At 69.9% G+C, this 24,427-nt stretch carries 23 protein-coding genes; 12 read left to right on the top strand and 11 right to left on the bottom strand.

The window, feature by feature from the left end:
- The first annotated feature begins 5 nt into the window (after nt 1–5).
- A complete protein-coding gene (nrdF, locus tag ACUYMY_RS09755; protein WP_481703376.1) occupies nt 6–983 on the top strand; it encodes a class 1b ribonucleoside-diphosphate reductase subunit beta in 978 nt (325 codons plus the stop codon).
- 57 nt (nt 984–1,040) lie between these two features.
- On the opposite strand, the gene ACUYMY_RS09750 is transcribed toward nrdF, so the two are convergent.
- The 10 genes from ACUYMY_RS09750 to ACUYMY_RS09705 all read right to left on the bottom strand — a co-directional run bounded on the left by ACUYMY_RS09750 (nt 1,041) and on the right by ACUYMY_RS09705 (nt 10,808).
- Complete coding sequence (locus tag ACUYMY_RS09750) at nt 1,041–2,108, bottom strand: hypothetical protein (RefSeq protein WP_481703375.1); 1,068 nt, start codon at nt 2,106–2,108, stop codon at nt 1,041–1,043.
- A 9-nt stretch (nt 2,109–2,117) separates the two neighbouring features.
- A complete protein-coding gene (locus ACUYMY_RS09745; protein ID WP_481703374.1) occupies nt 2,118–3,329 on the bottom strand; it encodes a cobalamin-independent methionine synthase II family protein in 1,212 nt (403 codons plus the stop codon).
- A 68-nt stretch (nt 3,330–3,397) separates the two neighbouring features.
- On the bottom strand, nt 3,398–4,081 hold the full coding sequence (locus ACUYMY_RS09740) for a 4-carboxy-4-hydroxy-2-oxoadipate aldolase/oxaloacetate decarboxylase (RefSeq protein WP_481703373.1): 684 nt from the start codon (nt 4,079–4,081) through the stop codon (nt 3,398–3,400).
- Nucleotides 4,082–4,120: 39 nt separating this feature from the next.
- A complete protein-coding gene (locus ACUYMY_RS09735) occupies nt 4,121–5,146 on the bottom strand; it encodes an amidohydrolase family protein (protein ID WP_481703372.1) in 1,026 nt (341 codons plus the stop codon).
- A 20-nt stretch (nt 5,147–5,166) separates the two neighbouring features.
- A complete protein-coding gene (locus tag ACUYMY_RS09730) occupies nt 5,167–6,426 on the bottom strand; it encodes an ABC transporter substrate-binding protein (RefSeq protein ID WP_481703371.1) in 1,260 nt (419 codons plus the stop codon).
- Nucleotides 6,423–7,553: a branched-chain amino acid ABC transporter permease gene (locus tag ACUYMY_RS09725; protein WP_481703370.1), complete on the bottom strand. Its 1,131-nt coding sequence runs from the start codon at nt 7,551–7,553 to the stop codon at nt 6,423–6,425. Before ACUYMY_RS09725 ends, ACUYMY_RS09730 begins: the two co-directional genes overlap by 4 nt.
- A complete protein-coding gene (locus tag ACUYMY_RS09720; protein ID WP_481703369.1) occupies nt 7,553–8,434 on the bottom strand; it encodes a branched-chain amino acid ABC transporter permease in 882 nt (293 codons plus the stop codon). The genes ACUYMY_RS09725 and ACUYMY_RS09720 overlap by 1 nt, the downstream gene beginning before the upstream one ends.
- Before the next feature lie 4 nt (nt 8,435–8,438).
- Nucleotides 8,439–9,149, bottom strand: a complete 711-nt coding sequence (locus tag ACUYMY_RS09715) for an ABC transporter ATP-binding protein (RefSeq protein ID WP_481703368.1) — start codon at nt 9,147–9,149, stop codon at nt 8,439–8,441.
- Nucleotides 9,136–9,918, bottom strand: coding sequence for an ABC transporter ATP-binding protein (locus ACUYMY_RS09710; RefSeq protein WP_481703367.1), 783 nt, complete (start codon nt 9,916–9,918; stop codon nt 9,136–9,138). Before ACUYMY_RS09710 ends, ACUYMY_RS09715 begins: the two co-directional genes overlap by 14 nt.
- Nucleotides 9,919–9,983: 65 nt before the next feature.
- A complete protein-coding gene (locus ACUYMY_RS09705; RefSeq protein WP_481703366.1) occupies nt 9,984–10,808 on the bottom strand; it encodes a DUF1932 domain-containing protein in 825 nt (274 codons plus the stop codon).
- A 102-nt stretch (nt 10,809–10,910) separates the two neighbouring features.
- On the opposite strand from ACUYMY_RS09705, the gene ACUYMY_RS09700 reads away from it, so the two are divergent.
- Nucleotides 10,911–11,579 (top strand): GntR family transcriptional regulator, encoded by a 669-nt coding sequence (locus ACUYMY_RS09700; protein ID WP_481703365.1) that lies wholly within the window; start codon nt 10,911–10,913, stop codon nt 11,577–11,579.
- A gap of 13 nt (nt 11,580–11,592) precedes the next feature.
- On the opposite strand, the gene ligM (ACUYMY_RS09695) is transcribed toward ACUYMY_RS09700, so the two are convergent.
- On the bottom strand, nt 11,593–12,996 hold the full coding sequence (gene ligM / locus ACUYMY_RS09695) for a vanillate/3-O-methylgallate O-demethylase (protein WP_481703364.1): 1,404 nt from the start codon (nt 12,994–12,996) through the stop codon (nt 11,593–11,595).
- 178 nt (nt 12,997–13,174) lie between these two features.
- On the opposite strand from ligM (ACUYMY_RS09695), the gene ACUYMY_RS09690 reads away from it, so the two are divergent.
- From ACUYMY_RS09690 to ACUYMY_RS09645, 10 genes are all read left to right on the top strand, one after another.
- Complete coding sequence (locus ACUYMY_RS09690; RefSeq protein WP_481703363.1) at nt 13,175–14,539, top strand: aminomethyl transferase family protein; 1,365 nt, start codon at nt 13,175–13,177, stop codon at nt 14,537–14,539.
- Between the two features lie 21 nt (nt 14,540–14,560).
- Nucleotides 14,561–15,658 (top strand): 4-oxalomesaconate tautomerase, encoded by a 1,098-nt coding sequence (locus ACUYMY_RS09685; protein WP_481703362.1) that lies wholly within the window; start codon nt 14,561–14,563, stop codon nt 15,656–15,658.
- Between the two features lie 15 nt (nt 15,659–15,673).
- Nucleotides 15,674–16,627 (top strand): VOC family protein, encoded by a 954-nt coding sequence (locus tag ACUYMY_RS09680; RefSeq protein WP_481703361.1) that lies wholly within the window; start codon nt 15,674–15,676, stop codon nt 16,625–16,627.
- A 45-nt stretch (nt 16,628–16,672) separates the two neighbouring features.
- Nucleotides 16,673–18,175: an aldehyde dehydrogenase family protein gene (locus tag ACUYMY_RS09675; RefSeq protein WP_481703360.1), complete on the top strand. Its 1,503-nt coding sequence runs from the start codon at nt 16,673–16,675 to the stop codon at nt 18,173–18,175.
- 18 nt (nt 18,176–18,193) lie between these two features.
- The gene (locus tag ACUYMY_RS09670) at nt 18,194–19,462 is read left to right on the top strand and encodes an MFS transporter (RefSeq protein WP_481703359.1); all 1,269 of its coding nucleotides are present in this window, start codon (nt 18,194–18,196) and stop codon (nt 19,460–19,462) included.
- A gap of 81 nt (nt 19,463–19,543) precedes the next feature.
- A complete protein-coding gene (locus ACUYMY_RS09665; RefSeq protein ID WP_481703358.1) occupies nt 19,544–20,431 on the top strand; it encodes a methylenetetrahydrofolate reductase in 888 nt (295 codons plus the stop codon).
- A gap of 10 nt (nt 20,432–20,441) precedes the next feature.
- Nucleotides 20,442–21,314 carry a formyltetrahydrofolate deformylase gene (gene purU, locus ACUYMY_RS09660; protein ID WP_481703357.1) on the top strand — a complete coding sequence of 291 codons (873 nt, stop codon included), beginning with the start codon at nt 20,442–20,444 and terminating at the stop codon, nt 21,312–21,314.
- A 26-nt stretch (nt 21,315–21,340) separates the two neighbouring features.
- Entirely contained in the window at nt 21,341–22,756 is a 1,416-nt protein-coding gene (gene ligM / locus ACUYMY_RS09655; RefSeq protein ID WP_481703356.1) for a vanillate/3-O-methylgallate O-demethylase, read from the top strand.
- Nucleotides 22,757–22,814: 58 nt separating this feature from the next.
- Complete coding sequence (locus ACUYMY_RS09650) at nt 22,815–23,468, top strand: PadR family transcriptional regulator (RefSeq protein WP_481703355.1); 654 nt, start codon at nt 22,815–22,817, stop codon at nt 23,466–23,468.
- A 41-nt stretch (nt 23,469–23,509) separates the two neighbouring features.
- Nucleotides 23,510–24,385: a hypothetical protein gene (locus tag ACUYMY_RS09645; RefSeq protein WP_481703354.1), complete on the top strand. Its 876-nt coding sequence runs from the start codon at nt 23,510–23,512 to the stop codon at nt 24,383–24,385.
- Nucleotides 24,386–24,427 lie beyond the last annotated feature (42 nt).

Below are 24,427 nucleotides of genomic sequence, written 5' to 3'. Positions count from 1 at the left end.
AGGCCATGACCGCCGAGAAGCTCAAGCTCCTCGACCACGTCCAGGCGATCAACTGGAACCGGATCCAGGACGACAAGGACGTCGAGGTGTGGAACCGCCTCGTGAACAACTTCTGGCTGCCCGAGAAGGTGCCGCTCTCCAACGACGTCCAGTCGTGGCACACCCTCACGGCGCAGGAGCAGCAGCTCACGATGCGCGTCTTCACCGGCCTGACGCTGCTGGACACGATCCAGGGGACCGTCGGCGCCGTGAGCCTCATCCCGGACGCGCTGACCCCGCATGAGGAGGCCGTGTACACCAACATCGCCTTCATGGAGTCGGTGCACGCCAAGAGCTACTCCTCGATCTTCTCGACCCTGTGCTCGACCAAGGAGATCGACGACGCGTTCCGCTGGAGCCTCGAGAACGAGAACCTCCAGCGCAAGGCGCACATCGTCATGGACTACTACCGGGGCGACGAGCCGCTCAAGCGCAAGGTCGCCTCGACGCTGCTCGAGAGCTTCCTGTTCTACTCGGGCTTCTACCTGCCGATGTACTGGTCCTCGCGCGCCAAGCTCACGAACACGGCCGACCTCATCCGCCTCATCATCCGCGACGAGGCCGTGCACGGGTACTACATCGGCTACAAGTTCCAGAAGGGCCTTGAGCTGGTCTCGGAGGAGAAGCGCCAGGAGATCAAGGACTACACCTTCGAGCTCCTCTTCGAGCTGTACGAGAACGAGGTGCAGTACACCCACGACCTCTACGACGCCGTCGGGCTCTCCGAGGACGTCAAGAAGTTCCTGCACTACAACGCCAACAAGGCGCTCATGAACCTCGGCTACGAGGCCATGTTCCCGTCCTCCGTCACGGACGTGAACCCGGCGATCCTCTCGGCGCTGAGCCCGAACGCGGACGAGAACCACGACTTCTTCTCCGGCTCCGGCTCGAGCTACGTGATCGGCAAGGCCGTCAACACCGAGGACGAGGACTGGGACTTCTGATCCCTCGAGATAGAGGCTGAGGGGAACGACCGGCCTCACGTACGCGGGAGGGGCGGCCTACCCGGAATCTTCCGGGTGGGCCGCCCTTTTGGCGCTGGCGGTAACTGCGCCCCGCGACGCCGCCATCCAGCCGGAGAGCAGCGTCAGGACGGCAGCCATGGCTGCGCTCAGGAGCACCGAGCCAAGCCACATGGATACCGGCCACCCGAGGCCGTTGGCCATCGCGATGGCGATGAGCTGCCCGGTCCAGACCAGTGCGGCGATCGCGGCCGTGACGGCGGGCAGGCACCGAGAGAGCCACGCATCGCGGAGCCGGGGCAGCGCCAGGTCTGCGACCACGGCCGCGACCGTCCCGCCCGCCGCGCCGGCCACCGCCACGGGCCTGAAGCCGACCATCCCCACCGGAAGCCACGCCGCCGAGACCACCAGCAGGGTCACGATCCCGCGCGGGGGCCGGACCGAGAGCGAGAGGGCGTACAGCAGGGGCGCGGTGATCAGCGCCGTCGTCAGCAGGTAGCTGGCGAGGCCGATGACGACGGGCATCTCCGACTGGTTGTGCCCGGGGCTGCCGACCAGCGTCGGCACGAAGACGGCCGCGGGCGCTGCCCGGGCGAACGCAGAGCAGTAGACGAGGAAGAAAGCTCCGAGCCCCGTCATGAGCGCGAGGGACAGGACGGCTGGCGGGGTCCACCTGAACGGCTCGCGGGCGCTGCCGGCACGGGCGCTGCGGATGCCAGTGCCCAGGATGAGGAACAGGCTGAAGCCGAGCATCAAGTGCGTCGGGCTGACGAGGGCGTCGAGGGAGACCTCGATGCCGAGAGTCTCGTGCCAGAGCATGTCCAGGGCACCGGCGACGCCGAAGGCCCCGACCCCGAGCACCGTGCCCCGGTATCCGGGAGGGACGGCCGCGGCCAGAGGGCGCCCGGGGATTCGGTTCCGCCACACCACGACGGAGGTCCACACCGCGGCCGCCGCGAACCCGGAGTAGATGCCCGCGTGCCAGGGGGTGAAGAAGCTCTCCAGGCCGGGCTGGTTGAGGTGCGCCCAGCCGTCGACGAAGACGGCGAGCAGCAGCCAGACGCCGAGCAGCTCGGTGACCAGATCGCGCGTGCCGCTGGCGCTCACGGAGCGGCTCTAGCCCCAGAGCCTCTGGGTGGCGATCGTCGCGCCCTCGGAGAGCGCCTCGAGCTTGGCCCAGGCGATCTGCGGGTGGACCCGCCCGCCAAGGCCGCAGTCGGTCGAGGCGATGACGCGCTCCCGCCCCACGATCTGGGCGAAGCGCTCGATCCGGTCCGCGACGAGCTCGGGGTGCTCGACGACGTTGGTCGCGTGGGAGACGACGCCGGGCACGATCGCCTTCTCCTCCGGCAGCTCGAGGTCGCGCCAGACCTTCCACTCGTGCTCGTGCCGCACGTTGGCAGCCTCGAACGAGTACGAGCCGGCGTTGATCGAGAGCATCGTCTCGGCGAGGTCCTTGAAGGGGATGTCCGTGGTGTGCGGGCCGTGCCACGAGCCCCAGCACAGGTGGAAGCGGATCTGCTCCTGCGGCAGGTCGCGGATGGCGTAGTTGAGGGCGTCGACGCGCAGCTGGGTGAAGGCCAGGTAGTCCTCGAGGGAGGGCTCTGGGTTGATCATGTCCCAGTTCTCGGCGATCGAGGGGTCGTCGATCTGGACGATGAGGCCGGCGTCGACGATGGCCTTGTACTCCTCGCGCATCGCGTCGGCGCACGCGTACACGAGCTCCTCGTCATTCGTGTAGTACTCGTTGGCAAGGCGCGAGGCCGAGCCGGGGGAGAGCGCGGGGAGGAAGCCGGTCTCGAAGCCGTTCGCGGCCAGGGCCGCCTTGAGGTGCTCGACGTCGCGCTGCACGGCCTGCTGCCCGGTGTACGTGATGGGCCCGGTCACGGTGGGCTGAGGCACGGGCTTGCGGCCGGTGAGGATGAACGAGTTCGGGTCGTTGTAGGCCTCGTCGAAGCGCACCCGGTCGCGCCGGTCCCGCATGCTGGTCAGCCGGATCTTGCCCGGCTCCGAGCGGATCTTCTCCGTGACCTGCCACCGGTCCACTCCGCCCTGGGTGAGGCCGCCGAGGCGCGAGAACGAGTAGTTCCACCACGCCCCGTAGTCCACGGCGTTGGACATCGTGTGCCCGTACTCGCCATCGTTGGGGAGCGTGATGCCGACCTCCCGCTGGCGGGCGACGACGTCCTTCACCGACGAGGCGAGCAGCTCCTCGTAGGCCGCCGGGTCCCCGGGGTTCTCTGCCATGGCGGCGTTCGCCGCGAGCAGCTCCGGCGAGCGGGGGAGCGAGCCGGCGTGCGACGTCTGGATGAAGTCGGTGTTGTGCATGGGCAGCTTCCTTGTCTCGGGTGAGGGGAGGTCGAAGGGAGACTATCGTCTCAGTCGGGAGGGCGTCTTTAGTCCACATAGCGGAGGCCCGCGGCCGCGAGCTTCTCGCGCATGCCGTAGACGTCGAGGCCGAGCTCGCCCGCGGCGAACCGCTCGCGCTTGCCGGCCTCGTTCTCCTCGCGCCGCGCGGCGGCCTCGGCGACCTCGGCGGCGCGCTCGGCTGGGACGACGACGACGCCGTCGGAATCCGCCCGGACGACGTCGCCCGGGTGGACGAGCGCGTTCGCGCAGACGACGGGGATGTTGACGGAGCCGAGGGTGGCCTTGACGGTGCCCTTGGCGTGGATGGCCCTGCTGAAGACGGGGAAGTCCATGGCCCGGAGCGCGTCGGCGTCGCGGCAGCCGCCGTCGATGACGAGCCCGCCGCAGCCCTGAGCGCGGGCGGACGTGGCGAGGAGCTCGCCGAAGAACCCGTCCTCGCTCTCGGTGCTGCACGCGGCGACCAGCACGTCCCCGGGGCGCAGCTGCTCGACGGCGACGTGGAGCATCCAGTTGTCCCCCGGCTGGAGCAGGACGGTCACGGCCGTGCCGCAGAGCGAGGCCCCCTCGTAGACGGGGCGCAGGTAGGGGCGCATGAGCCCCGTGCGGCCCAGGGCCTCGTGGAGCGTGGCCACGCCGTACTGGGCGAGGGCCTTGACCGCGGTGGGCTCGGCGCGCCGGACCGTGCGGTGCACGACTCCGATCTCGTACATGGTTCTCCTTCACTCCTGAGGGTCGTCCTCCGCGGCGTCCTAGCGGCCCTGGCCGGTCAGCAGGGCGTCGAGCTGGGGGTAGACGGCCCGGGCGTTTTGCTCGAGGACGGCGGCGAGGCTGTCGGCGTCGAGCCCCGCGGCCTCGAGGTAGCGGCGGGTGTCGTCGAAGTGGTGCCCCGTCAGGGGATCGATCCCGCGGACGGCCCCGACCATCTCCGAGGCGAAGAGGATGTTCCGATGGGGGATCACGTCCAGCAGCAGGTCGATGCCCGGCTGGTGGTAGACGCACGTGTCGAAGAAGACGTTCCCCAGCACGTGCTCCCCGAGGTCCGGCCGGCCGAGCGCCTGGGCGAGGCCGCGGAAGCGGCCCCAGTGGTAGGGGACGGCGCCGCCCCCGTGGGGGATGACGAGGCGGAGCTCGGGGAAGTCGCGGAACAGGTCGCCCTCGACGAGCTGCATGAAGACGGTGGTGTCCGCGTTGAGGTAGTGCGCGCCCGTGGTGTGGAAGGCGGGGTTGATGCTCGTGCTGACGTGGACCATCGCCGGCAGGCCGTACTCGCACAGCGCCTCGTAGAGCGGGTACCAGGAGCGGTCGGTGAGCGGGGGCGCGTCCCAGCGTCCGCCGGAGGGGTCGGGATTGAGGTTGACGGCGACGGCCCCGTACTCGCCGGCGGCCCGCTTGAGCTCGGGCAGGCATGTCGCCGGGTCGACGCCGGGCGACTGGGGCAGCATGACCGCCGGGGCGAACCGCTCGGGGTAGAGCTGGCTGATGCGGTAGCAGAGCTCGTTGCAGACCGCGGCCCACGCCGCGGAGGTCTCGAAGCCCCCGATGTGGTGGGCCATGAACGAGGCGCGGGGTGAGAAGACCGTGAGGTCGATCCCGCGCTCGTCCATGAGCCTGAGCTGATTGGCCTCGATCGTCTCGCGCAGCTCGTCGTCGCTGATCCGCAGCTCAGCCGGCGACGGCGGCGCGGCGGCGCGGGCGACGGCGTCGACCTGCCGCCCGCGCCACTCGCCGAGCGCCGGGGGCGCCGTCGTGTAGTGGCCGTGGATGTCGATGATCATGGCTCGGGATCAGCCGGCCGTCATCCGAACTTCTCCGCCGTCGCGTAGCCCCTGCCGTTGTACTTCTGCACGAGCACCGAGGAGACCGCGGGCTGGCCGTCCACGGTGGTGTCGACCGTGGTGCCTTCGAGCATGAGCGGCGCCTGGAGGCCCTTGATGTTCCTCAGGGACCCCATGAAGCTGTCACGCGTGGGCTGGTCCATGCCCTTGAAGGCCTCCTCGAGGGTGGCTCCGATGATGTAGCTCCACGCGCAGTGGGGGAATGCCGGGACGTCCGGGTAGTCGGCGTACTGCTTCAGTTCGGCGAGGAACTTCACGACGTCCTCGTCCTGGGCGAACTCCGGGCTCTGCGGCGTCTTGGAGAAGGACACGGAGTAGATGCCCGGGAAGGCCGTCGCGTTGCCCGGCTGGAGGATCGCCGTCGGGCTCGAGGTGTTCGAGGGCAGGAACCAGCTCGGCTTCCAGCCGATCTGCTGCGTCTTCTGCAGCGACGAGATCACGAGCGGGGTGATCGACATGGCGTTGAAGAAGACATCCGCCCCCGACGCCGCCAGCTGGGTCAGCTGGGCGTCCACCGAGGTGTCCGTGGCCTCGTAGGACAGCTCGCCGACGACCGTGATGTTGGCGGCGTCCTTGATGGCATCCTTGAAGCCCTCGACGTAGCCCTTGCCGTAGTCGTCGTTCTGGTACAGGATGGCAACCTTGTGCTGCTGGCCCGACGCGGCGAGGAGCTTCCCGAAGGCGGAGCCCTCGTTCTGGTAGATCGGCACGAAGCCGAGCTGCCACGGGCTCTCCTCGCGGTTGCTGAAGAGCGGATCCCCGGTCTGGATGAGCACCTGCGGCACCTTCTGGCTGATCGCCGCGTCGCGGAATGCCCGGTTGGTCGGGGTGCCGAGCCCGGCGGTCACGGCGAAGACGTTGTCTGCGACCATCTGCTGGAAGTTGGCGAGCGACTTCTGGGGATCGTAGACGTCGTCGTAGCTCTTGATCTCGACCTGGCGCTTCTTGCCGTCCCCGAACTCCACCCCGCCCGCGGCGTTCTTCGCGCCGAAGTAGGCCTTGACGCCCGCCACGGTGCACGTGCCCGGACCTGCGGTCGGGCCGCTCAAGGGGGTCGTGACGCCGAGGGTGATGGTGGTGTCCGTGATGCCGGGGGAGGTGGCAGCCCCAGCGCCTCCGCCGTCCCCGGTGCCGCCGCGGCAGCCTGCCGCCGCGAGGACGAGGGCCGACGCCATGGCAACGGCGCCGAGGGCCCTGCGTGTCCTGTTCCGAACCTTCATGACCGTTCCTGCCTCTCTGTCCTGGCTGGTGCTGTGGTAGCGGGTGGGGTGGTTGCGGGTGCCGCAGCGTTCGGGCCGGCGCTGGTCCCCGGGGTTGACGACGCCGGGGCTGACGCCGCCGCTGCGGCCGGCGACGACGGAGGGGGAGGCTTCCGGCGCGCGAGCCGTCGGGCGACGCGGGGGAGGCTCACGAGCCCCTCGGGCAGGAGGAACAGCACCGCGAGGAGGATCACGCCCTGGCTGAGGGCCGTGTAGCTGGGGTCGATCGCGTTGGTCAGCTGCGGGACGAAGACGTAGTACACGCCGCCGATGAGCGAGCCGGCGATGCTCCCGGCGCCGCCGATGACCATGGCGGCGAGGAGGCCGATCGAGTGGCCGAAGCTCAGCGTCTCGGGGGAGGTGTACTGCACCGCCGCGAGGTAGAGGAAGCCGCTCGCGCCGCCGTAGACCGAGGCGATCGTGAAGGCGAGGACCTTGGTCCAGTACGGCGAGACGCCCAGCGAGGCGGCGACTGCCTCGTTCTCGCGCACGATGGCGAAAGCTCGCCCGTACTTGCCACGGACAAGCTGCGCGGCCAGGAGGAAGGCCACGGCGCTCACGAGCAGAACGATGTAGAACTGCCACTGGTCCGTGAAGAGGCCCGACCACTCGGGCGCGTCCGTGAAGCGGGCCGAGACCCCCTGGGACCCGCCCGTGAACTCGTCGAGGCGCTTGGCCAGAGGGACGCCGACGATGGGCAGGGCGATCGTGACCATCGCGATGGCGAGACCGCCGAGACGGGCGGCGGCCAGGGCCACGAGGAGCCCGACGACGCCCGCGACGACGCAGGCCGCGGCGAACACGACGAAGACGTTCCAGTCCTGGTTGACGCAGTAGGCGGACACGTAGGCCCCGAGCCCGACGAAGAAGATCTGGCCGAGGTGGACCTGGCCGGTGTACCCCATGATGACGTTCAGGCCCAGGATGGCGACCGCGTAGACCCCGATGCGCACGAGCGTCTGGTTGGCGATCGGGGGAAGCACGAGCGGGGCCACGATGAGCGCGACGGCCGCGAGGGCGATGAGGGCGAGGCGCAGCCACCTGCGTCGCGGGGCGGAGGACGCCGGGGCGTCAGGACGTGCAGTCATCAGACCCTCACCACGACCTTCCGCCCGAACAGGCCCTGGGGACGGAGGACGAGGATGACGAAGATCAGCACGAACGGCACAGCGATCTTGAGGTCATGCCCGATGAGCGGCACGTACACCGCCGCCAGGTTCTCGAGGACCCCGATGAGCCACGCCGCGGCGACCGCCCCGATGGGGCTGTCCAGCCCGCCGAGGATGACGGCCGCGAGCGCATAGACGAGCGCGCCGTCGAGCATCCCCGGGGTCAGGGTGAGCTGCGGGCCGACGAGGACGCCCGCGACGGCGCCGAGGGCGGCGGCGAGGCCCCAGCCGACCATGAGCAGCCGGCCGACCGGGAGCCCGGAGAGTGCGGACGAGGCGGGGTTGTCCGCCACCGCCCGCAGGGCCAGCCCGAGCTTCGTCTTCAGGAAGAGCAGCTGGAGGAGACCCATGATGGCGAGGATCGTCAGCGTCGTCGCGAGCGAGCGCAGGCTCACGACGGCCCCGAGGATGTTGACGCTCGTGAGGGGGAACAGTGAGGGGAACTGTCGGTTGTTGTACCCCCAGATCACGGCGACGACGCCCGTGACGAGGGTCAGCAGGCCGATGGTCACGACCACGGCGGTGTCCGGATCGCCGCGCTCGAACCGGCGGATGAGCAGGCGCTCGACGAGGGCGCCGACGGCGAACGAAAGCAGGACCGAGATGAGGATCGCGAGGATCAGCGGGAGGCCGAGCTCGACGGCGGCGAAGGCGAGGTACGCCGACAGCACGGCCAGGCCGCCCTGGGCGAAGTTGATGAGGCCGGTGGCCTGCCTCACGAGGACGATCGCGAGGGCGAGAGCCGCGTAGATGGATCCCGTGGAGAGGCCGTCGACGGTGAGCTGGATGAAGGTCTCCACGGTCTCAGCCCCCCAGGTAGGCGCGGCGGATCTCGTCCATGCCCTTGAGCTCGGCGGAGGTCCCCGTGAGGACGCTGCGCCCCGTCTCGAGCACGGTCGCGGTGTCGACGAGCGTGAAGGCGAGGTTGGCGTTCTGCTCGACGACGAGCATCGCGATGCCCGATTCGATCCGAAGCCGGCGGATGGCCCCGTACACCGTCCTGGCGGTGCTGGGCGCGAGCCCGAGGGAGGCCTCGTCGAGCAGCAGCAGCTTGGGCTTGGCCATGAACGCCCGGGCCACGGCGAGCATCTGCTGCTCGCCCCCCGAGAGCGCCGCCGCCCGCGAGCCGATGCGGGCCTCCAGCTGGGGGAACAGGTCGAGGCAGTAGTCGACGTCGGCGGAGATCTCCCTCCGCGCCTTGCGCAGGTAGGCGCCGACGAGGAGGTTCTCGCGCACGCTCAGCTGGGGCAGCGTCCCGCGGCCCTCGGGGACGTGGGCGATGCCGAGGGCGGCCACCTGGTCTGGCCGCAGTCCCCGGACCTCCCTCCCGGCGAACCTGATCCGCCCGCCGGTGTGGACGGTGCCGCTGATGGCGCGGAGGGTCGTCGTCTTGCCCGCACCGTTCGCGCCGAGGATGCCCGCGGCCCCGCCCTCGGGCACGGTGAGCGAGACGCCGTGCAGCACCCGCACCGGGCCGTAGGACGCGGTGACGTCCGCGAGCTCAAGCAGCGTCATCGACGGCGTCCTTCCCGATGTACGCCTCGATCACGCGGGGATCGGACTGCGCCTCGGCCGCCGTCCCCTCCATGAGCTTGCGGCCGTGGTCGAGCACGACGACCCGGTCGGTGAGCGCCGAGATGAGGCCCATGTGGTGCTCGACGACGACGATGGTGATGTCCTGCTCGTCGCGGACCTTCTTGACGGTGGCGATGAGCTGCTCGACCTCCGCGTGCGAGAGCCCGGCGGCGGGCTCGTCGAGCAGGAGCAGCGAGGGCCTGGAGAGGAGTGCGCGCCAAAACTCGACTCCCTTGTGGAGGCCGTGGGAGAGCTCGTCGGCGGGCAGGTGCGCGGCCCAGCCGAGGCCGGCCCGCTCCAGCAGGCCGAGCGCCTCGCGGCGGATCGCGCGCTCGGCCCTCGCCGTGAAGGGAAGACCGAGGGCCCAGGGGACCGGTCCGCCGGGAAGGCGGGTGTGCCCGCCGAGGAGGACGTTCTCGAGCACTGTGGCCCGCAGCTGCAGGGCGGGATGCTGGAAGGTGCGGGCGAGCCCGAGCCGGGCGAGGTGCGACGGCGCGGCCCCCACGACCTCGGTCCCGTCGATCGTGATCGAGCCGGAACTGGGCCTGTAGTGGCCGCTGATGCAGTTGAAGAGCGAGGTCTTCCCGGCGCCGTTCGGGCCGACGAGGCCGAAGATGACCCCCGGCTCGACGTCGAAGCTCACGTCCTCGAGCACCTTGACGCCGCCGAAGTGCAGGCTGACGCCGTTCAGGCCCAGACGTGCGGCCATCTGCACCTCCCTTTCGCACACCGCGCGGGAACTGCCGTCGCAAGAGGACGCCAGTGGAACTGACGCTACGGATCGGAGACGAGATTGTCAACGATTTTGGATGGCGTGCTGGGCTGTTTGGTGGCCGCGCCGTCGGCCAGCGACCCCAGCCACTCGATGGCGCCGTCGGTCATGGGGTGAGGCGCTCCCAGGGCATCGAGGAAGGAGCGTGCCTCGCGCATCTCGGCCTCGCGCCGCCCGGCGTGGAGCGCGGTGCCCTCAAGAAGCCGCTGCACGAGGGCACCGCCCGACGGGCCGAGCTCGGCCGCGATCTGGCCGAGGATCCAGTCCCTCGCGCCCAGGGCCGCGGCAGCCTCTGCGGCTTCGAAGACGGTCGCGGCGAGGCCCTTCATGAACACGCTGCGCAGCATCTTGAGACCGGCGGCGACCCCCGCTTCGGGGCCCAGCGCCGTCGCAGGCACGCCTAGTTCGGCGAGCCTCCTCCCGAGCTCGTCCGCCCCCGAGCCGCTCAGGATCAGGGGTGTGTCGACGCGGGCCCGCGGAACGGGTGCGAGGATGGCGCCGTCGGCGAAGGCGATGCCCGCGTCCTCCGCCCTGCGGGCGAGCCTGCGTTTGGCGTCCGGCCCCATGGTGTTCAGGTCGCCGAAGACGGCGGAGCGCTCCATGGCCGGCAAGGCTTCGGCGAGGGCGGCCTCCGCGGCCTCGGCCGTGACGAGGCTCAGCACGACATCCGCGCCCCTCGCTGCCGCGGCGACCCCGTCGGCGAGCGCGACCCCCGCCGGGGCGGCGTCGGCGAGCGGGTCCGCCGCACTGACCGCCGCCCCGCGTGCGGCGAGCTCGGCCGCATAGATGCTCCCGGCCTCGCCGAGGCCCAGGACCGCGATGCGCATGTGGTCCTCCCAAGATTGGCTCTAGAATTGTCGACAAAATCGTGGCTCTCGGAGCCGCGGCACCAACGAGCGAAGGAAGCGAGCGGGAACATGGCGCCAGCGGTGGGAAGCAGGACGGCTGCTGACGAGGAGATGGCCGAGGGCCCTGCGGTTCCCGAGGCGCGTGTCACGGACCTGCTCCGCGACGCGATCGTCCGGGGGGAGTACTCGCCCAACCAGCGGCTCGTCGAAGCGGACCTGAGCACGGAGTTCTCCGCGAGCCGTGCGACGGTGCGGACCGCGCTGCTCGAGCTCGCAGGCGAGGGACTCATCGAGCGCCTCCCGAACCGCGGGTCGCGCGTCCGGGCGGTCTCCCTGGCCGAGGCCATCGAGATCCTCGAGGTGCGCATGCGCGTCGAAGGCCTCTGCGCGGCGAAGACGGCGGCGAGCCTCAGCGACGAGGACGCCGAGGACCTGCGGCGGCTCCGGGCGGAGATGCTCGAGTCCGTCGCGGAGGGCGACCTCGTCGAGTACTCGCGGCTCAACCAGCTCCTCGACGTCCGGGTGCGCGAGATGAGCCGTCATGCCACGGCGGCGGAGGTGCTGGCGCGGCTGCACGCGCAGAGCGTCCGCCATCAGTACAAGCTGTCGTCGCGGCCCGCGCGGGCCAAGGTCTCCGTGCTCGAGCACGCGGCGATCATCGACGCGATCCTCGCCCGGGATCCCGAGGCGGCCGAGGAGGCGGTGCGCCGCCATCTGCTCAGCGTCATCGAGGCCCTGCGGGAGCTCTGACGGCCCGCCGGGCTCAGGACGCCGCCGTGCGCCAGCCGCCGTGGTATTCGGTGCGGGCGGTGACGGCATAGGGGGCGGGGCTCACGACGGCCCGTACATGGATCTGCTCGTGCGGCTCTACGGTCGTCTTGCGCGAACCGCCGTCGGGCTCGCCCCAGACGACCCGGACCTCCGTGCCGATCGCGACGTTCGGGTCCACCGTGGCCAGGGACAGGCCGCGCCGCTCGTTGGCCGTCACCCCGGTGAAGAGGGAGAGCCCCACGACCGTGCCGTCCGCGTCCACCACCGAGTCGTAGTTCGATGAGCCGTAGTTGGCGTTCGGGATGTCGAAGAACTGGTACCCGAGGCCGTCGCGGTCCAGGAACGAGGCCCAGATCCTCGCGAGATCGTCGTCGTTCCATGCAAGCGTGACCTTCTTGCGCTGGGCGGCCGGGTCGATCTTCTCGAGGGCGTCACGGCCGATGAAGTCGTGGTCGAACTTCACGAACGAGCCGTACCCCAGCTCCCAGGGGTTCAGGTAGTAGTCGTCGATCTCGTGGGCCACGAAGGAGCCGGCGAGCGCGTTGATGGCCTCGTAGCTCGTGGCGGAAAGCCACTGGCGGTAGGGCCGCTCGGCCTCGCCGCTGTAGATCGCCGGCAGCGGCGAGGGGATCCATCCGGACTCGAGGGTGTTCGAGGAGTACGCGCGCGAGCCGCAGGGCTCGATGCCGAACTCCGCTCCCGCCTCGAGGATCGCCTCCCGGACCCTCCCATGCTGCTCATAGGGCCCCCAGATCTCGAGGCCGGGCGCGCCGGCCATGCCGTGCCGCAGGGTCCGCACCTGCTCGCCGGCCATCGTCATGCGGCGCATGTGGAAGAACTTGACCGGCTCGACGGTGCCTCCCGCGAGCTTCTCGATGATCTGCCAGGCGGCGGGGCCCTGGATCTGGAACCGGTAGTACTCCCGGTGCACGGCCTGCCCGTAGGGCCGCGAGGGGGAGCGGTCGTCGTAGGTGAATTCGACGTCGTAGCCGCCGGTCTCGGCATGGAACTGCAGCCAGTTCGCTACGGGGGCGCGCCCGACGAAGACGAAGTCCTGCTCGGCCTCGTGGAACAGGATGCCGTCCCCGATCACGCCTCCGTTCGATGCCGTCGGCACGAACTGCTTCGCGGTGTCCACGGGGAAGTTCGCGAAGCTGTTGACGCCTGTGTCGGAGAGGAGCCTGAGCGCGTCAGGGCCCTTGAGGAAGAAGTTCACCATGTGGTGCGACTGGTCGTAGAGGACCGCTGTCTCGCGCCAGGCCTTCTGCTCACGCCGCCAATTGGTGAACTCCGCGGGGACCACTGGATAGATGTAGGTGCCGAGCTGGGAGTTGCGGAGGTGTTCGACGGTGCCGCCTGCCGCGTCGAGCACGTCTTGGAGGTTCTTGGCTGCCATCGGTTCTCCTTTGAGCAACGACTCTGAGGGACTCTGAGAGACACTGTCCAACACTCACGACACAATTGGTGACAATAATGTAGTGGAGGCCTTGACCCGCCACCAGAGGGGTGGTTTTCTGGCAGCGGCCCCTTGATGGGCCTTCCCCCACGGCACTCGCCGAAAGGATGTGTCGACGATGACCTCCGATTCCCTTGCGCAGGCCTTGGCCCGGGTGGGCAGCCCCGTGGAGCTCCTGCGCAACCAGGACTGGCCGGCCTTCACGTTCCCGGTGGCCCCCGAGTTCACCAACTGGAGGGACGAGCAGCGTGCGTGGAACACGACGGTTGCCCTCATGGACCAGTCCCACCACATGACGCAGCTGTTCCTCGGCGGCGGCGATCTCCTGCCGCTGCTGGCCTCCATCTCGCCGAACACCTTCGCGACGTTCCGGCCGGGGGTCGCGAAGCAGCTCATCTCGGTCAACCACGACGGCTACCTCGTCGGCGACGGCATCCTGTTCTACAACGCCGATGCCCCCGAGGGGATCGTGCTCATCGGGCACCACCTGCTCATCGACTGGGTGCGCTTCAACGTAGAGAAGGCCGCGGCCGCGGGCAAGGACGTCCAGCACCGCCTCGAGCCGAACTCTGTCATGCGGCAGGGCCCTCCGACGTTCTACCGCTACCAGCTGCAGGGACCACGAGCCAACCAGGTCATGGAGAAGGTGTTCGCGGGGCCGATCCCGGAGGTCAAGTTCTTCCACATCGCCGACGTCGAGATCGCCGGGCGTCGGGTGAAGGCGCTGCGCCACGGGATGGCCGGGCAGCCCGGGTTCGAGTTCTACGGACCGTGGGACGACAACGAGACCGTGCTCGACGCGCTCATGGAGGCGGGCGCCGAGTTCGGCATCCGCCGGATCGGGGCCAAGGCCTACTCGGCCTCGCCGCTCGAGTCCGGCTGGGTGCCCACCCCCTTCCCCGCGATCTTCGATGACGACTTCGCGGAGTACCGCGAGTGGCTGCCGGCCGCCCGCGCGGGGTCCATCGGCGGATCGCTCTATTCGACAGACGTCCACGACTACTACATGACCCCTTACGACATCGGCCTCGGGAGGTCCGTCCGGTTCGACCACGACTTCCACGGCCGCCAGGCCCTCGAGAAGCACGCGGAGAACCAGCGGCGCCGCAAGGTCACGCTCATCTGGAACGCCGAGGACGTCGCCGCCGTCGTGCGCTCGCAGATGGAGCCAGGAGCGCCGGCGAAGTACCTGGACTTCCCGAAGGCCCGGTACGGCCTCTTCCAGATGGACGAGGTTCTTCAGGAGGGCAGGCGCGTCGGCATCTCGACGGACGCCGGCTACGTCGCCTACGACCAGCTGTACATGTCCCTTGCAACGCTCGACAACGAGGTGCCGGACGGTGCTCAGGTCGAGGTCGTCTGGGGCGAGGATCCGGTGTCCCGCAAGGCGAGCGTCGACGCCAACCACCGCCAGGTGCGCATCCGCGCGACCGTTGCCCCTGCGCCCTACCACGACTTCGCCCGCACGGTCTACCGGGCATGAGGAGCAGTGCGGAAGTGCGGCATGGCAGATAGCGGCATCCCCTGCCTCTACCTTCGTGGCGGCACGTCGAAGGGCGCCTACTTCCTGGCCTCCGACCTCCCCTCGGACCCCGCGGAGCGCGATGACCTGCTGCTGCGGATCATGGGCACCCCCGACGCCCGCCAGATCGACGGCCTCGGTGGTGGGCATCCGCTCACGAGCAAGGTCGCCGTGGTCTCGCCGTCCCGGGACGGCGCCACTGACGTCGACTACCTCTTCCTCCAGGTCGGCGTGGACGAGGCGTTCGTGACCGACCGGCAGAACTGCGGCAACATCCTCGCCGGCATCGGGCCGTTTGCCGTCGAGCGCGGCCTCGTGCAGCCCGGCGACCCGTGGACGGAGGTGCGCATCCGCATGGTCAACACCGGCAGCATCGCCGTCGCGCGGTTCTCGACCCCCCATGGTGAGGTGGAGTACGACGGCGATCTCGCGATCGACGGCGTCCCCGGCACTGCCGGGGCGGTCGCCCTCGACTTCGAGGGCACCGCGGGCTCGTCAACGGGCGCGCTCTTCCCCACGGGCAGCGTGCGCGACACGGTCGCGGGGGTCGAGGCCACGTGCGTGGACAACGGCATGCCGAGCGTGCTGCTGCGCGCCGCCGAGCTCGGCCTCGCGGGCGACGAGTCACCCGAGGACCTCGAGGCCGATGCCGCGCTCGCGGCCCGCCTCAAGGAGATCCGCCTCGCTTCCGCGCAGCTCATGGGCATGGGCGACGTGAGCGCGGCGACGGTGCCCAAGCTCGTGCTGCTGTCCCCGCCCCGCCATGGCGGCGTCGTGTCGACCCGCAGCTTCCTGCCGGTGCGGGTGCATACCTCGATCGGGGTCCTCGGGGCCCTGACGGTGGCCGCGGGCGTGCTCGCGAAGGGATCGGTGGGGGAGGGGATCGCCGTGCTGCCGGAGGCTGGAGGGCCCTGGCGCATCGAGCACCCGACCGGCTACTTCGACGTCGACGTCGCTCTCGAGCAGACCGACGGCGCGTCTGCCGAGGGCGCACCGTCATTCACCGTGACCCGCTCGGCGGCCCTCCGCACCGCCCGCAAGATCTTCGACGGGCGGGTCTTCCCGCGCCCGCGCCTGTAGAGAGAGGACAGACCCGTGACCGCCTCCACCTCGTTCGACATCGCCCATGTGGGCAACGTCGAGCTCCTGACCCCGACGTTCGAGAAGAGCCTCTGGTTCTTCCGCGACCTGCTCGCGATGCGCGTGGTGGCGGAGGCCGGGGATTCCGTCTACCTGCGCACGTGGGACGAGTACCAGCTCTACACGATCAAGCTCACCGCCTCCGACGACGCCGGCGTGGGCCGCACGACCTTCCGGGCCACGAGCCAGGAGGCCCTCGAGCGGCGCGTCGCGGCGATCGAGGCCTCGGGTCTCGGGATCGGCTGGACCGACGGCGAGGTGGGCACCGGCCCCTCGTACGCCTTCCGCGACCCGGACGGGCACGACATGGCGATCTACTACGAGACCGAGCGGTACGTCGCGACCGACGACAAGCCCGCACTCAAGAACCAGGCCTCCGCGTTCCCCGGGCGGGGGGTCAACGTCCGGCGCCTCGACCACATCAACTACCTCGCCAAGGATGTCGTGGCCAACGGCCGGTTCGTCGCCGACGTCCTGTGCGGCCGCGAGAGCGAGCGCATCAAGCTCGACGAGGGCGGCTACGCGGCCTGGTGGTTCCACTTCAACAACAAGTCCTACGACATCGTGTACTCCGACGACTGGCTCAAGCACGGCAACCGGCTCCACCACGTCGCCTTCGCCCCGGACACGCGCGAGGACATCCTCAAGGCGGCGGACATCTTCCTCGAGAACGGCATCCACATCGAGTCGGGCCCGCACAAGCACGCGATCAACCAGACGTTCTTCCTGTACGTCTGGGAACCCGGCGGGAACCGCATCGAGCTTGCCAACGCCGGCGCCCGCCTGCTGCTCGATCCCGACTCGCCCGTCGTGGAGTGGTCCATGGAGGAGCGGAAGAAGGGCCAGGCCTGGGGCATGAAGACGATCGAGACGTTCCACACGCACGGCACGCCCGTCGTGCAGAAGTGAGCTGACCAGTTTCAACCCCAACCGCGCACAAGGAGTGTGGAGCCAATGACCGAGACACTGAATCCCTCGGCGCCCACGGCACCCGTGGTGACCGGCCTGTACATCGGCGGCCGGGAGCGCCAGACCGAGGCGACGCTCGAGGTGGCCGACCCAGGGAAGCCCGGCCGCGTCGTCGGACACGCGGCGGCGGCGAGCCCCGACGACGTCGACGACGCCATCGCCGCTGCCAAGGCCGCCTTCCCAGCGTGGTCGGCGCTGAGTGCTCAGGAGCGCGCCGCGTACATGCAGCGGGCGATCGAGGGCATCGCCGAGGCCCGCGACGAGGACGCGGCGATCCTGTCCCAGGAGAACGGGAAGATCCGGATGGAGGCCTGGGTCGACTCGCTCGTGTTCGAGATCCGGTGGAACCTCGCGATCGCGCTCGCGGACGAGGTCGACGCCGTCAAGGTGCTCCCTCCGGCCCCCGGCATCCCCGTCTCGACCACGGTCTCCTACCAGCCGCTCGGCGTCGTGACGGTCATCGTGCCGTTCAACTGGCCCATTGCGATCCTGGGAGCGTCGCTTCCGCACGCGCTGATCGCGGGCAACACCGCGATCGTCAAGCCGCCGCCCACCACCCCGCTCGCGATGGCGAGGGTCGTGCAGCGGGTCGCGGAGAAGCTCCCGCCGGGCGTGCTGAACGTCGTCACGGGCAAGGACGCCGACATGGCCGCCCTGATCACGAGCCCCGATGTCGGGAAGGTCTGCTTCACCGGGAGCGTCGCCGGCGGCAAGCGGATCATGGAGATGGCCTCGAAGTCCCTCACGCGCGTGACCCTCGAGCTCGGCGGGAACGACGCGGCCCTCATCCTCGAGGACGCGGTCCTCGACGACGAGCATCTCGACCGCCTCTATGCCGGGATCTTCGACACCACCGGCCAGATCTGCATGGCCGCCAAGCGGGTCTACGTCCACCGCTCGCGCCTCGACGAGGTGGTGGCCGGGCTCTCGGCGCGGCTGGAGAAGGCGGTGGTCGGCTACGGCCTCGACGAGGGCACCACGATGGGGCCGCTCCACCAGGCCGCCCAGAAGGCCTTCGTCAGCGAGATCATCGAGGAGGCGAAGGCCTCCGGGGCCGACGTGAGGGAGTTCGGATCGCTTCCGACGGACCCCGAACTGCAGGGCGGCAACTTCCTGCGCCCCGCCATCGTCATCGACCCGGACCCGTCGCTGCGCGTCGTGACGCAGGAACAGTTCGGGCCGGTCATCCCGATCATCCCGTTCAACAGCGACGAGGAGGCCATCAAGGCCGCCAACGACACCTGGGCAGGGCTGTGCGGATCGGTGTGGACGGCGAGCAGCGAGGCCGCTGGCCGGGTGGGCAGCCAGCTCGCCTGCGGCTACGTCTGGGTCAATGACCACGGTGCCACGAGGCTCGACCTGCATGCCCCGTTCGGAGGCATGAAGCAGTCCGGGTTCGGCCGGGAGCAGGGGATCGAGGGGGTGCGGGCGTTCCAGGACACGCGCTCGGTCGCCAACCTCGATCCCGAGGCCCTCGCGGCCGGCTGAGACCGCCGAGCGCGGGCCATGGGCAGCGAGGCGCGGGCGCCGCACCCGGCAGGGGTGGGGCGCCCGCGCCTCCTCCTTGTCCTCGTCGCCGTCCTGCTCATCGCGGCCAACCTGCGTGCGACCATCACCGGCGTCGGGCCGCTGTTGGGGCAGATCGCGGGCGACCTCGGTACGACCGAGGCCGCCCTCGGCCTGCTCGCCGCGATCCCGCTCATCGCCTTCGCCGTCGTCTCCCCGCTCGCCCACGGCCTGAGCGCGCGGTTCGGCGTCAACGCCGTCGTGCTCGCCTCGCTCCTCGCCCTCGGCGTCGGAACCGCATGGCGCTCGGTGCCCGGCCCGCAGGCCAATGTCTGGGGAGGCACCGTCCTCATCGGGGCGGCGCTCGCGGTCGGGAACGTGCTGCTGCCTGCCGTCATCAGGAAGGACTTCAGCGACCGCGTCCCGACTGTCACGTCGCTGTTCACGGCCTTCCTCAGCGGCGCGGGAGCCCTCGCGTCCGGCGTCGTCGTCCCCGTGTCCGAGATCGATGCCGGAGGCGAGGACCTCGGATGGCGCTGGGCGCTCCTGTCCACCGGGGTGCTCCTGCCGCTCGCCGTCGCCGCCTGGGTCGCCGGCGTCATGCTGCGGCCGGGGCCCGACGGCGTCGACAGTGCCGGGGTCCTCCCAAGCGGTCAGGCCATCCGGGCCGAGGCCGAGCCTGCGGCGGGGCGGCTCGGCATCTGGGGCGACGCCGTAGCCTGGCTCGTGCTGGCGTACATGGGCGCCCAGGCGATGACCTTCTACATGATGGTCACGTGGCTCGCGCCCTTCGCCCAGAGCCTCGGACGGGGCGACGTCGTCGCGGGCGTGGACGTCATGCTGCTCCAGGCGACGTCGCTGCTCGGATCGCTCGCCGTCCCGCTCCTCCTGCGCGGCCGTGTCGCGCGCTGGGCGCCGTGCCTCATCCCCGTCCTCGGCCTCGCGGCCATGGCAGGGCTCATCGCCCTGCCTGCGCTGTTCCTCGGCTGGGTCCTCGCGTACGGGCTCTCCTCGGGCGCGTCCCTCGCCATGTCCTTCAGCCTCTTCAGCCTCCGGGCGCGCACGCACGCCACGGCGGCGCGGCTCTCGGGCATGGCGCAGTCAGGCGGCTACGCCATCGCGGCGATCGGGCCGGTCGTGTTCGGCGGGCTCCTGGCCTGGAGCGGGGGCTGGCTCGTGCCGCTGCTGTCCGTCGAACTCGTCCTGGCCGTGCAGCTCGTGGTCGGCCTGTTCGTGGGCAGGCAGCGGCCGGTCTTCGCGCTCCGCTGACTTTACCTATGGACCGTACCTATCTACAAAGGTATCTTCGAAGTGGGCGCGACGAAGCGCTCTCGTCGAAAGGACGCGATCGTGACCAAGTCGAAACCCGCGATCAACCGGCACGCATCACTCGAACTCATCCACGGCTTCTCCCTCGAGATGACCGGCAAGGATGTCCCCGCGCTCCTCGAGGCCAGGGACCGCATCCCCTCCGGGACCAGGATCAACGTCACCTTCCTCGGCAATGAAGACCTCGAGATGCGGGTCGCCGCCGCCAAGGCGGTCGGTGAGAGCGGCTTCGTCCCGGTCCCCCACGTCTCCGCGCGCAGGCTCAGGTCGCGGGCGCAGCTCGAGGAGTTCCTCGGCCGGCTCCAGGACGTCGGCGCCTCAGAGCACATCTTCGCAATCGGCGGCGATCCGGCCGTCCCCGAGGGCCCGTTCGAGGACTCCCTCTCGCTGATTTCGAGCGGCCTCCTGCCGACGTACGGGGTCCGCGAGGTGGGCATCGGCGGGTACCCCGAGGGCCACCCGGACATCCCGAAGCACATCCTCGCGCGGGCCCTCGAGGACAAGGTCGTGGCCCTCAGGGAGCAGGGCCTCGATGCCGCCATCCTGACCCAGTTCGCCTTCGACACCAATCCCGTCGCGGCGTGGATCGCCGGCGTGCGTGACCGGGGCATCGAGGCCCCGATCCGCGTCGGAGTCCCGGGGCCCGCGGGCGTCAAGCGCCTGGTCAGCTTCGCCAAGCGCTTCGGAGTGGGCGCGAACGCGATGATCGTGAAGAAGTACGGTTTCTCGCTCACGAATCTGATCGGGGAGGCCGGCCCGGAGCATTTCGTGGACAACCTCGCGTCGGAGCTCGTGGACCATTGGCGCGGCACGGCCATCCCGGGCCAGGTGGGCCTCCACTTCTACACCTTCGGCGGGCTGCAGGCCACGGCCGACTGGGCCCGCAGATTCATCGCCGAGCGGGAGTGACGGTGCAGCGATGGCAGTGCACGCCGAGTCCACGAGGGATCAGGCCTGCCTGATCGTCCACGGCCCGGACCAGCCGGGCATCGTCGCCGCCGTCGCGGCCCTCGTGACGCGCAATCAGGGGAACATCATCGCCCTCGACCAGTACTCGACCAATCCCAGGAGCGGGGACTTCTTCCAACGGGTCGTCTTCGCCCGCCGGGACCTCACCCTCGCGATGCCGGACCTCGAGGCCGACCTCGCGGCGACGCTCGGCCCCCTCGGGCTCGAATGGAGGCTCACGGACCGCTCCATCCCCAAACGCATGGCGATCATGGTCTCGACATCGGACCACTGCCTGCTCGAGCTGCTGTGGAGGCACCGCCGCGGTGAGCTGCCGGTCATGATCCCCATGGTGATCTCGAACCACACGAACACGGCCGAGGACGTGCGCGCCTTCGGCATCCCGTTCTTCCACGTCCCCTCCTCGGGCCCCGACAAGTCCGCCGCCGAGGCGGAGATCCTGCGGCTGCTGGGCGGGAACGTCGACTTCGTCGTGCTCGCCCGGTACATGCAGGTCCTCTCGGCCGGCTTCCTCGACCAGATCGGGGTGCCCCTGATCAACATCCACCACTCGTTCCTGCCGGCCTTCATCGGGGCGGCCCCGTACCGCAAGGCCAAGGAGCGGGGCGTGAAGCTCATCGGGGCGACGGCGCACTATGTGACCAAGGACCTCGACGAGGGCCCGATCATCGAGCAGGACGTGGCCCGTGCGACCCATGCCTACACCGCGGCGGACCTCCAGGCCCGCGGCGCGTACGTCGAGCGGGCCGTGCTCTCGCGGGCCGTGGAATGGCACGCCGACGACCGTGTCATCCGGCACGGCAACCAGACCATCGTTTTTTGACCCACTCACCGAAGGAGAGGTTCATCATGGCACCGAAGAATCTGCAGGAAGTCCTCGACGGGGCGTCACGCGGCACCGTCGACCTGCTCCGCAACTCGCCGATCGGCTCGTACATCTACCCCGTGGTCCCCGCCGACTTCCAGAACTGGATCAAGGAGCAGAAGGCGTGGCGGGACACGACGGTCCTGTTCGACCAGTCACACCACATGGACAACCTCTTCCTGAGGGGCTCGGACGCCATCAAGCTCATCTCGGCGACGGCCATCAACTCCACGGCCGCCTTCCCCGTCGACAGGGCCAAGCAGTACGTGCCCACCACCGAGTCGGGGCACGTCATTGGAGACGGCATCCTCTTCCACCTCGCGGAGGACGAGTACGTCTACGTCGGCCGCTCGCCCGCGGCGAACTGGCTCCTCTACCACGGGGAGACCGGCGGCTACCCGAACCTGGACATCACGGTAGACCGCCGCTCGCCGTCGCGCCCCTACGGCCAGGCGGTCTCCCGCGAGTACTACCGGTTCCAGATCCAGGGGCCGAATGCCTGGCAGGTGATCGAGAAGCTCAATGGCGGCCCGCTCGAGCAGCTCAAGTTCTTCAACATGTCGACGATGACGATCGACGGCACCTCCGTCCGGACGCTCCGCCACGGCATGGCCGGCGCGCCGGGCCTCGAGGTCTGGGGCCCCTACGCCGACCACGGCCGCATCCGCGACGCGATCGTCGAGGCCGGGGCTGAATTCGGGCTCGTGCCCGTCGGCTCGCGCGCCTACCCGTCGAACACGCTCGAGTCCGGCTGGATCCCGTCCCCGCTGCCGGCCATCTACACCGGAGAGGCCGAGCGCGGCTACCGCGAGTGGCTCCCGGCCGACGGCTACGAGGCCACGGCGACCCTCGCCGGCTCCTTCGTCTCCGACAGGATCGAGGACTACTACCTGACGCCGTGGGAGCTCGGCTACGGGTCCTTCGTGAAGTTCGACCACGACTTCATCGGCCGCGATGCGCTCGAGAAGATCGACCCGTCCAGCCAGCGGAAGAAGGTGACCCTGGCCTGGAACGGCGAGGATCTGACCAGGATCTTCGCCTCGCTGTTCGACGTCGACGGCCCGCACTACAAGTTCTTCGACCTTCCGCTCGCGAACTACGGCTCGGCGAACTACGACTCCGTCGTCGACGCCGACGGCACGGTGGTGGGCTACTCGATGTTCACCGGCTACAGCGCCAACGAGCGTCGCGGGCTCTCCCTCGCGACGGTGGACCAGAACGTGCCCGAGGGCACCGAGCTCAAGGTCGTCTGGGGCGAGCCGAACGGCGGCACCTCGAAGGCCGCGGTCGAGCCCCACGAGCAGGTTCAGGTGCGCGTCGTCGTGAGCCCCGTGCCGTACTCGACGGTCGCCCGCTCCACGTACCACGGCGGGTGGCGCACCAACTACCAGCCTGCCTAAGGTTGTCGCCGTCCGCACCGTCCGACGCCGCCGGTCAAGGGAGTGAAGGAGAGGGCCCATGAGCCTGAGATTCGCGCTGCTCGCGCTGCTCCGCGTGGGCCCCCTCTCCGGCTACGAGCTGCAGAAGCAGTTCTCGGTCTCGGTCGGGCACGTGTGGCACGCGCCCGACTCGCAGATCTACCCGGAGCTGCGGAAGATGGAGGCCGAGGGCCTCATCGAGGGCGAGGAGCAGCAGCGGGGCCAACGCGGCGTCCGGAAGGTCTACCACACCACCGAGGCCGGGGAGCAGGCGTTCCTCGACTGGATGCGGACGCCGCTCGAATACGCCCGGGTGCGCGACCCCGCGCATCTGCGCGCCGCCTACCTCGAGGCCGTCACCCCCGACGTCGCCCGGGAGTTCTTCCGTGCGCACATCTCCCAGTGGGAGGGCGAGCTTGCTCAGTGGGAGGGCGAGCTGCTGCGGATCGCCGCACGCGACAACCCGATGCTCGTCCGCCGCCTCGACGTCACGCCGCCCGAGGAGCACGAACGGACCATCGCGTTCAAGCGGTTCACCTACGAGGGCCTCGTCGAGCGGGCGCGCGGCGAGATTGCCTGGGCCCAGCGCGGGCTGGACCTCGTCGACGAGTTCGCCGAGTCGCCCGATGCCGACTCGCCCCCTGCGTGGGCCCCGCGTGCAGCATCCCGTGTCAGCGGTGCGTCCCGGGGGTAATGCCTCGGGGCAAGCACTGGATCGCTCGAGGGAGGGGCACGATGGACGTCAGGAGGGTGGCACCGGCCGGACTGGCCGCCGCCGCGGTGGTGATGATGGTGGGGGCCTGCACCGGCGGGGGAGGGACGACGGCGTCGCCCACGGCGACCTCCTCGCCCACGAAGACCGATCGCGTCTACAGCGAGGACGAGCTGCGCAGCCTGATCACGGGCCTGCGGGACACGGACGGCAACGAGCTCCAGCTCTACTCCGAGCAGCAGGTCGCCCAGGGCAAGGGCCTCGGGGACATCCTGCTCAACACGGCTACCGTGGATCCCACCGACTGCAAGTCCATCGCGACGGCAGGCCTCGAGAGCAGCGTCGACAGCGGCTCCGTCGCCGTGGCCATCTCCGAGAGCGCGGAGCCGAGGACGGTCTCGGCCCAGTCCGGCCGGGAGGGCCCTGATGCCGAGCAGATCCTCAGCGACATCAAGTCCAAGATGGCCAGCTGCTCGACGTTCACCGTCGAGGCCCTCGGGCAGCGGACCACGGTCGCGAGCAAGGAGCTCGACGCAAGGACCGACGCCAAGGAGAGCTTCGGGACCGTCAGCACCCGCGACGACAACACCTCCGACATGCTCATGCAGGTCTCCGGTGCGCAGGGGCGGCTGCTCGTCGTCGCCACCAAGAGCGGCACCGACCTCTCCGGCGACGACCAGACGGAGCTCGAGGACCTCGTCAACAAGGTCCTGAACCGCGCCGAGTCGCCCAGCCCGACGACCACGTCCACCACGACCTCGACCGTCCGCCCGACGACGACGGCCCCCGCCACCCGCGGCACGGCCTCCCCGACGGACACCACGACCCTCCCGACGACGACCCCCGGCGTCACCGGCACGACGCTCCCGACGCCAGGCGCCACGACCCCGGTGCCCTGAGCCCGCACGCGCCGGATGTGGAGGCCGGGAAAGAAAATCCTG

It is taken from the genome of Sinomonas sp. T428B (assembly GCF_056780155.1).
The sequence above is the reverse complement of the archived record's forward strand: the minus strand, read 5'-3'. Positions and strand labels throughout refer to the sequence as shown.

Coding starts and splice junctions, on each gene's coding strand:
- nrdF (WP_481703376.1), top strand. CDS start 6: ATGACCGCCGAGAAGCTCAAGCTCCTCGACCACGTCCAGGCGATCAAC.
- ACUYMY_RS09745 (WP_481703374.1), bottom strand. CDS start 3,329: ATGCACAACACCGACTTCATCCAGACGTCGCACGCCGGCTCGCTCCCC.
- ACUYMY_RS09740 (WP_481703373.1), bottom strand. CDS start 4,081: ATGTACGAGATCGGAGTCGTGCACCGCACGGTCCGGCGCGCCGAGCCC.
- ACUYMY_RS09735 (WP_481703372.1), bottom strand. CDS start 5,146: ATGATCATCGACATCCACGGCCACTACACGACGGCGCCCCCGGCGCTC.
- ACUYMY_RS09730 (WP_481703371.1), bottom strand. CDS start 6,426: ATGAAGGTTCGGAACAGGACACGCAGGGCCCTCGGCGCCGTTGCCATG.
- ACUYMY_RS09725 (WP_481703370.1), bottom strand. CDS start 7,553: ATGACTGCACGTCCTGACGCCCCGGCGTCCTCCGCCCCGCGACGCAGG.
- ACUYMY_RS09715 (WP_481703368.1), bottom strand. CDS start 9,149: ATGACGCTGCTTGAGCTCGCGGACGTCACCGCGTCCTACGGCCCGGTG.
- ACUYMY_RS09710 (WP_481703367.1), bottom strand. CDS start 9,918: ATGGCCGCACGTCTGGGCCTGAACGGCGTCAGCCTGCACTTCGGCGGC.
- ACUYMY_RS09705 (WP_481703366.1), bottom strand. CDS start 10,808: ATGCGCATCGCGGTCCTGGGCCTCGGCGAGGCCGGGAGCATCTATGCG.
- ligM (WP_481703364.1), bottom strand. CDS start 12,996: ATGGCAGCCAAGAACCTCCAAGACGTGCTCGACGCGGCAGGCGGCACC.
- ACUYMY_RS09690 (WP_481703363.1), top strand. CDS start 13,175: ATGACCTCCGATTCCCTTGCGCAGGCCTTGGCCCGGGTGGGCAGCCCC.
- ACUYMY_RS09685 (WP_481703362.1), top strand. CDS start 14,561: ATGGCAGATAGCGGCATCCCCTGCCTCTACCTTCGTGGCGGCACGTCG.
- ACUYMY_RS09675 (WP_481703360.1), top strand. CDS start 16,673: ATGACCGAGACACTGAATCCCTCGGCGCCCACGGCACCCGTGGTGACC.
- ACUYMY_RS09670 (WP_481703359.1), top strand. CDS start 18,194: ATGGGCAGCGAGGCGCGGGCGCCGCACCCGGCAGGGGTGGGGCGCCCG.
- purU (WP_481703357.1), top strand. CDS start 20,442: ATGGCAGTGCACGCCGAGTCCACGAGGGATCAGGCCTGCCTGATCGTC.
- ligM (WP_481703356.1), top strand. CDS start 21,341: ATGGCACCGAAGAATCTGCAGGAAGTCCTCGACGGGGCGTCACGCGGC.
- ACUYMY_RS09650 (WP_481703355.1), top strand. CDS start 22,815: ATGAGCCTGAGATTCGCGCTGCTCGCGCTGCTCCGCGTGGGCCCCCTC.
- ACUYMY_RS09645 (WP_481703354.1), top strand. CDS start 23,510: ATGGACGTCAGGAGGGTGGCACCGGCCGGACTGGCCGCCGCCGCGGTG.